The organism is Natronococcus sp. JC468 (assembly GCF_012163165.1).
GTDB classification, from domain to species: domain Archaea; phylum Halobacteriota; class Halobacteria; order Halobacteriales; family Natrialbaceae; genus Natronococcus; species Natronococcus jeotgali.
This window is the reverse complement of record NZ_JAAVUO010000038.1, coordinates 21,180-27,853: the sequence shown is the minus strand read 5'-3', so window position 1 is coordinate 27,853 and position 6,674 is coordinate 21,180. Positions and strand designations below refer to the sequence as shown.

Genomic DNA, 6,674 nt, shown 5'->3' with positions numbered 1-6,674 from the left:
GGGGGGGACGCCCCGCCCCCGACGGCGAGGGGACCCGTTTTTGCTGCGTCGGCTGTGGGGCCGCCTCCGCCCCACTGGGCGCCGTCGACGACGCCCCCCCCGAGGACGTCCGCCGGCAGCGAGCCGACGACGAGGAGCGGAAGGTCCCCGACGACCACGAGTCGACCTACCTCGAGGTCGACGGGATGCACTGTGCGACCTGCGAGGCCTTCATCGAGTCCGCGGCGCTGCGAACGGACGGCGTCAGCGCCGCGGACTCGAGCTACGTCACCGACACGGTGCGAATCGATCACGATCCCGACGCGGTCTCGCAGGCCGACCTCCGGGAGACGATCAGCGGGTTGGGCTACAGCGCCTACGACCGCGACGACGCGGTCAGCCGGCGCAGGGCCGACAACTGGATGATGGGACGGGTCGTCGTCGGCGTCCTCGTCGGGATGATGGTGATGCTGCAGTACCTGCTGATCATCTACCCCACCTACTTCGGCGGGCTGTTCTACGATCAGCGCACCTACGAGTTCTTCAGCCAGGCACTGGCGAGCGAGCTCGCGACGCCGTTTTACCTCGCGCTCGCGGCGATGACGACGATCGTGCTCGGCGTGACGGGAAAACCCATCCTCCAGGGCGCCTACGTCTCCGCCAAGACCCGGTCGCCGAACATGGACCTGCTGGTGGCGATCGCGGCCGTCAGCGCCTATCTCTACAGTACGCTGTCGATCATCGTCGGCGGCGAACACGTCTACTACGACGTCACCGTCGCGATCGTCGTCATCGTCACGGCGGGCAACTACTACGAGTCGACGATCAAGGACGAGGCCACCGAACGCCTCTCGGATCTCACCGCGGTCCAGATCGACGAGGCCCGCCGCGTCCGGGCCGGCGGAGACCACGAGGACGTCGCCGTCGACGACCTCGAGCCCGACGACCGGGTGCTCGTGCGGGCCGGCGAACGGATCCCCGTCGACGGCGAGGTCGTCGACGGAGAGGTGGCGGTCGACGAGGCCGTCGTCACCGGCGAGTCCCTTCCCGTGAGCAAGGCCCCGGGAGACGCCGTCGTCGGCGGATCGCTGGTCACCGACGGCGCCGTGACCGTCCGCGTCGGCGAGGGTGCCACAAGCAGCCTCGACCGCGTCACCGAACTCGTCTGGGACCTCCAGAGCTCGAGCCACGGCATCCAGAAGCTCGCGGACAAGCTGGCGACGATCTTCGTCCCGCTGGTCCTCGCGCTGTCGGTCGTCGTGACGACGATCTACCTCGCTACCGGCGCCGGCGTCACCGAGGCCCTGCTGGTCGGGCTCACGGTGTTGATCGTCTCCTGTCCCTGCGCGCTCGGGCTGGCGACCCCGCTTGCCGTCGCCGCGGGGATCCGTGACGCCCTAGAGCGCTCGATCGTCGTCTTCGACGACACCGTCTTCGAGCGCATCCGCGAGGCCGACACCGTCGTCTTCGACAAGACCGGGACGCTGACCACCGGCGAGATGACGGTCGTCGAAACGGATCTCGAGGACGAACTGCTCGAGTCCGCGGCCCGGCTCGAGGGCCGCTCGGCCCACCCGATCGGGCGGGCGATCGCGGCCGAGCGCCCGGTCGCGGACGGGGGGGCCGTCGAGTCCGCCGGCGCGACCGCGGGCGACGGGGACGACCCGGACGACGCGCCGGACGGCGTCGAGGGCTTCGAGAGCTACCGCAACGGCGTCGCTGGAGTCGTCGACGGCGAGGACGTCCTCGTCGGCCACCCCGACCTGTTCCGGGATCGGGGCTGGACGGTGCCCGACGGGATCGCCGAACGGATCGCCGAGCGCCGCGAGACGGGTCGTGTTCCGGTCGCTGTCGGCCGCGACGGCGTCGCGGAGGGGCTGATCGTCGTCGGCGACGAGCTCCGGGAGGGCTGGGACGAGACCCTGTCGGCGATCGCCGAAACGGGCACCGACGTCGTCGTCCTCACGGGCGACGACGCGCGCGCGGCCGAGCGGTTCCGCGCGGCGCCGTCGGTCGACCGGGTTTTCGCCGGCGTCCCGCCCGAGGGGAAAGCCGAGACCGTCGAGCGGCTCAAGCGGACGGGTCAGACGGTCATGGTCGGGGACGGCACCAACGACGCGCCGGCGCTGGCCGCCGCCGACCTGGGAATCGCGCTGGGCGGCGGGACCGCGATGGCCGCCGACGCCGCCGACGTGGCGCTGGTCGACGACGAGATCGACTCGCTCGACACCGTCTTCGAACTCGCCAGGGCGACCGACCGCCGCGTCAAGGGCAACATCGGCTGGGCGTTTTGCTACAACGGCGTCGCGATCCCGCTTGCGGCGACGGGACTGCTCAACCCGCTGTTCGCCGCCGTCGCGATGGGCGCGAGCAGCCTGCTGGTCGTCACAAACTCCTCGCGGTCGCTGCTCGAGGATTGACCGCCGCGACGTCTCAACGCGAAGTAATTAGTTCTGGACCGCCAATCGGGAGCTATGTCTTCGCGCCCGGACCTGTCGGAGTGGCTCTCCGACCGAGCGGGACTCGTGGTCCTCACCCTGGTAAGCGTCCTGCTCGCGGCGCTGATCATGCTGCCGTACCTCCAGTACGTGCTGCTCGGCGTGATCCTCGCGTACGTCCTCGTCCCGGCCCAGCGCCGGCTCGAGCGGTACGTCAGGTCGATGACCGCCGCGCTCGTTCTCGTCGTGGTCGCGATCCTCACGATCCTGCTGCCGGTGTTGTACGTGCTCGCGATCGCGCTGGGACAGGCACTCGACATCGCAATGGCCGTACAGGACGGCTCGCTCAACGCCGAGGAGGTCGAGCGACGGATCGAGTCGGAGCTTGGCTACCCCGTCGACCTCGAGGAGACCTACGCCACCTACCAGGAGCCGATCGCGAGCGGGCTCCAGGAGGTCGCCACCGGCGCGCTCGAGTTCGTCGGGGAAGTGCCGTCGATCCTCATCGGGTTGATGGTGACGGTGTTCGTCCTCTTCGCTCTGCTTCGGGACGGCGATCGGCTCGTCCAGTGGCTGCGGTACGTGCTGCCGGTTCAGGATCACGTCCAGCGCGAGCTGCTCAACGAGCTCGACCAGCTCATGTGGGCGTCGGTCGTCGGCAACGTCGTCGTCGCGATGATCCAGGCGGTATTGCTCGGCGCCGGGCTCATGGTGCTCGACGTTCCCGCGGTCGTGTTGCTGACCGTCGCCGCGTTTGTGGCCGCGTTGCTCCCGCTGGTCGGGGTCTTCGCGGTCTGGTTGCCGATATCGCTCTACCTCCTGGTCCTCGGCGAGACCCTGCCAGCCGCCGTCCTCGTCGCCTACGGCTCGCTCGTCAGCGCCTCGGATACCTACCTCCGGCCGGCGCTCATCGGCCGAACGAGCGCGTTCAACTCCGCGATCGTCGTCGTCGGCATCTTCGGCGGGCTGGTCGTCTTCGGCGCGGTCGGCCTGTTCATCGGCCCCGTCGTCCTCGGCGGCGCGAAGATCACTCTCGACCTGTTCGCTCGGGAGTGGGCGATCGCCGAGGGGAATCCTGCGGTCGGGCCGCTGCCGGCAGCCGATCCCGCGGCTGAGACGGCGTCGGAGACGGGGATCACCGGCGAGTCGACCCCGGGCGAACCGAACGGCGGCGGCTCGACCGCGTCGAGTGCTCCCGGATCGAACGGCGAGGGCGTTTCGGAGCCGACACCCGGCGACGAATCCGAACCCGACGGGGACGACTCGAGCGATGACGACCCGGCGCACTGACCTCGCTCCGTCGAAGAGATGCGTTCATTATCCCGTGTCCGCAACTACCGCGTAACGTGTCTCGGAACGAAACGGGTACGCCGGTATCGCGGCGGCCGGCCCCGATCCGAGTCCCTCCCTACCCATGAACGGATCACACGCGACCGGGAGCCCCTACGCTCCCTACACGGACGACGAACGGACGGCGATGCTCGAATCGGTCGGCGTCGACGACGTCGAGGAACTGTTTGACATCCCCGAGGACGTTCGCTTCGACGACGAGTTCGAGATCGACGCGCGAACCGAGCGGGAGACGAGACGGCTGGTCCGATCGGTGCTGGGGCGCAACGACGAGCTGACCGAACTGCTCGGCCGCGGCCACTACGGCTACTACGTCCCCTCGCTGATCGACCACCTCGCGGATCGCTCGGAGTTTCTGACCTCCTACACCCAGTATCAGCCCGAGATCTCCCAGGGGTTCCTGCAGGCGCTGTTCGAGTACCAGTCGCTTTTGGTCGAGCTGACCGGCCTGGAGGTCGCCAACTGCTCGATGTACGACGCCGCCACCGCGCTGGGCGAGGCCGCGACCCTCGCGGATCGGACTCGCTCGACGAGCGGCCACCGCGTGCTCGTCCCCGACCTCCTGCTCGAGGGCCGGCGAAGCACGCTCGAGAACTACGTCGCCGGCACCGACCTCGAGGTTGAGACGTACCCGACCGACGACGCGAACGCCGACCGCGACGCGCTCGCCGAGGCTGTCGACGAGGACGTCGTGATGGTCTACGCCGAGAACCCGACGGTGCGGGGAACGATCGAGGAGCGACTCGACGAGATCGGCGACCTCGCCGACGACGCCGACGCGCTGTACGTCCTCGGGACCGATCCCGTCGCGCTCTCGATGCTCCAGCGGCCCGCCGACATTGGCGCCGACGTCGTCGTCGGCGACGCGAGCGTGCTGGGCCTGCCGACGAGCTACGGGATGGGACTAGGCCTGTTCGCCTGTCGCGAGGCGTTCCTGCGACAGGTTCCGGGTCGGCTGGTCGGCGCGAGCGAGGACGCGACCGACCGCCGGGCCTACACGCTCACCCTGCAGACCCGCGAACAGCACATCCGCCGCGAGCGCGCGACGAGCAACATCTGTACGAACCAGGCCTGGGTGGCGCTGCGGACCGCGATGCACGCCGCCTCCCTGGGTCCCGACGGGATGGTCGATCTCGCCGAGCGGGGCGTGCGACGCGCCGCGGACCTCGCCGAGCGCGTCGACGGGATCGTCGGCGTCAGCGCTCCGGTCCACGACCGCCACCACCTCCGGGAGTTCGTCGCCCGCGTCGACCAGCCCGCCCGCGCCGTCGCCGAGGACCTCGAGCGACGCGGCTTCGCCGTCCACGTCATCGGCGAGCACGAGATCCAGATCTGCGTCGCGGGCGTCCCCGACGAGCGGCTCGATCCGTTCGTCGCCGCCCTCGAGGAGGTGGCCCGATGAGCGACGATCCGCGGGACGACCGGGCCCGCTACGACCAGGCCCGCTACGTCGAGGACGGCCAGTACGAGCCGTTGCTCTCGGAGAAGGACCTGACGCGCGTCGAGATCGGCGGGGACGGCGACGGCGACGAGGACGGGGGCTCCCCGCTGCCCGACGAGCTGACCCGCGACTCCCTCGAGTTGCCCGCGCTGTCCGAACCCGAGCTCGCGCGCCACTACACGCGGCTCTCCCAGATGATCTACGGCATCGACAGCGGCCCCTACCCGCTGGGGTCGTGTACGATGAAGTACAACCCGAAGTTCACCGAGGACGTCGCGGCGCTGCCGAAGGCCGCGGTTCACCCCGACCGCTCGGAGCGCTCGACGCAGGGGACCCTCGAGTTGCTCTACCGGCTGCAGGACTACCTCGGCCGGATCGGCGGGATGGACGCCGTCACCCTGCAGCCGCCCGCGGGCGCGGCCGGGGAGTTCGTCGGCATCCGCGTCGCGGCGGCCTACCACGAGCACAACGGCGAGGGTCACCGGGACGAGGTCATCGTCCCCGAGAGCGCCCACGGCACCAACTTCGCCAGCGCGGCGCTTGGCGGCTACGACGTCGTCTCTCTGCCCAGCGACGACGAGGGACGGGTCGACCTCGAGGCCCTGGAGGCCGCCCTCTCGGAGAACACGGCGGCACTGATGTTGACGAATCCGAACACGCTCGGGCTGTTCGAGCGCGACATCACCGAGATCGCCGAGATGGTCCACGACGTGGGCGGCCTGCTGTACTACGACGGGGCCAACCTCAACGCCCTGCTCGGCCGGGCCCGTCCGGGCGACATGGGCTTCGACGTGATGCACTACAACGTCCACAAGACGTTCGCGACGCCCCACGGCGGGGGCGGTCCGGGCGCCGGCCCCGTCGGCGTCGTCGACGAGCTGGCGCCGTTCCTGCCGGCGCCCCGCGTCCGCGAGGCCGACGACTCGGGCTCGAGGTCGGGCGAACCGACCTACGAGCTGTTCGACCCCGAGCACACCATCGGGAAGGTCCACGGCTACCAGGGCAACTGGCTGGTGCTCGTGAAAGCGTTCGCCTACATCGCCCGCCTGGGCGACGAGGGACTCGCCGACGCCAGCGCGACCGCGGTGCTCAATGCGAACTACCTCGCGAACCGGATCGAGTACGAGGTGCCATACGGACCGTTCCACCACGAGTTCGTCGCCAGCGCGGGCGAGCAGGACGCCGCCGACGTCGCCAAGCGGATGCTCGACCACGGCGTCCACCCGCCGACGACGAAGTGGCCCGAGATCGTCCCCGAGGCGCTGATGACCGAGCCGACGGAGGTCGAGAGCAAGGACACCCTCGACCGACTCGCGGCCGCCTTTAACGCCGTCGCCGCGGAGGACGACGAAACGCTCGAGGCCGCCCCCGAGCGGACCGCCGCCCGCCGGATCGACCAGACCAACGCGGCGCGGAGCCCGCGACTGTCCTGGCAGGCGCTCGAGGACGACTCGTAAACCAGCCGG

Annotated in this window: 4 protein-coding genes; all 4 read left to right on the top strand. The window is 70.1% G+C overall.

Features of this window, described 5'->3' with window-relative positions; all coding sequences use genetic code 11:
- A partial coding sequence (locus GWG54_RS16710) for a cation-translocating P-type ATPase (RefSeq protein WP_209438499.1) occupies positions 1–2,399 on the top strand: 2,399 nt, incomplete at its 5' end.
- A 54-nt stretch (positions 2,400–2,453) separates the two neighbouring features.
- Entirely contained in the window at positions 2,454–3,707 is a 1,254-nt protein-coding gene (locus GWG54_RS16705) for an AI-2E family transporter (RefSeq protein ID WP_167938842.1), read from the top strand.
- A gap of 124 nt (positions 3,708–3,831) precedes the next feature.
- Complete coding sequence (gcvPA, locus tag GWG54_RS16700; protein WP_167938841.1) at positions 3,832–5,169, top strand: aminomethyl-transferring glycine dehydrogenase subunit GcvPA; 1,338 nt, start codon at positions 3,832–3,834, stop codon at positions 5,167–5,169.
- Positions 5,166–6,665: an aminomethyl-transferring glycine dehydrogenase subunit GcvPB gene (gcvPB, locus tag GWG54_RS16695; protein ID WP_167938840.1), complete on the top strand. Its 1,500-nt coding sequence runs from the start codon at positions 5,166–5,168 to the stop codon at positions 6,663–6,665. The genes gcvPA and gcvPB overlap by 4 nt, the downstream gene beginning before the upstream one ends.
- The last annotated feature ends 9 nt before the right edge of the window (positions 6,666–6,674 follow it).

Bases quoted from the DNA above. Each gene is read 5' to 3' on its own strand.
- GWG54_RS16705 (WP_167938842.1), top strand. From the start codon at position 2,454: ATGTCTTCGCGCCCGGACCTGTCGGAGTGGCTCTCCGACCGAGCGGGA.
- gcvPA (WP_167938841.1), top strand. From the start codon at position 3,832: ATGAACGGATCACACGCGACCGGGAGCCCCTACGCTCCCTACACGGAC.
- gcvPB (WP_167938840.1), top strand. From the start codon at position 5,166: ATGAGCGACGATCCGCGGGACGACCGGGCCCGCTACGACCAGGCCCGC.